This is a genomic window from Streptococcus intestinihominis (assembly GCF_046824975.1).
Classification (GTDB): domain Bacteria; phylum Bacillota; class Bacilli; order Lactobacillales; family Streptococcaceae; genus Streptococcus.
In genome coordinates this window covers 300,503-301,160 of record NZ_JBKQBL010000001.1, presented here as the reverse complement: position 1 = coordinate 301,160, position 658 = coordinate 300,503, and positions in this window count along the sequence as shown.

Below are 658 nucleotides of genomic sequence, written 5' to 3'. Positions count from 1 at the left end.
AGAAACCAGGTCTTAAGAAAGCTCGTAAAGCATCACAATTCTCAAAACGTTAATCAACACGATTATATCAACGTTTACAGACATTCAAGAATTTTCTCTTGGATGTCTTTTTTTGTTCAAAAAACTAAAGTTCACCCCAAAATTCACCCCAAGTTCACCCTATTGCTTTTTGAGACTTCTAAAGGCTATTTCTCCTGCTGTTTGATTTACTGTTTAAGTAGTATTGACATAAGTCTTTGTTATTTGGATGTCACTATGAGTAAGTGCTTTTGAAATAGCATTTAATGATGTTCCAGCCCGTCTTGCCATCAACTACATCCAAAACTTGGGACATACTACAATTCCAATTTTTATTTGTTAGCATTTTTTTCCTTACAAAAATGTGCCTACTATTCAGGTAGTTTGTAAAGTATTATAATCTATTTATCATTTATTTTAAAGGAGTCGCTTATGTTTATTGTAAATCTTACCTATATCAAACTCCTTGATACAGTTGAAAAATTCTTAGAAAAATAAAAGTAATTACCAGTAGGGGGATGGTACCCTGGTTTCGTCTTTCCTTGAGCATAGCTCAACCTCCAAAATATAATCTAAAAAAATAATTTGATTAGCAAACTATCTATTTTGTATAGTATGGCATAAATGCTTGACAAATAGC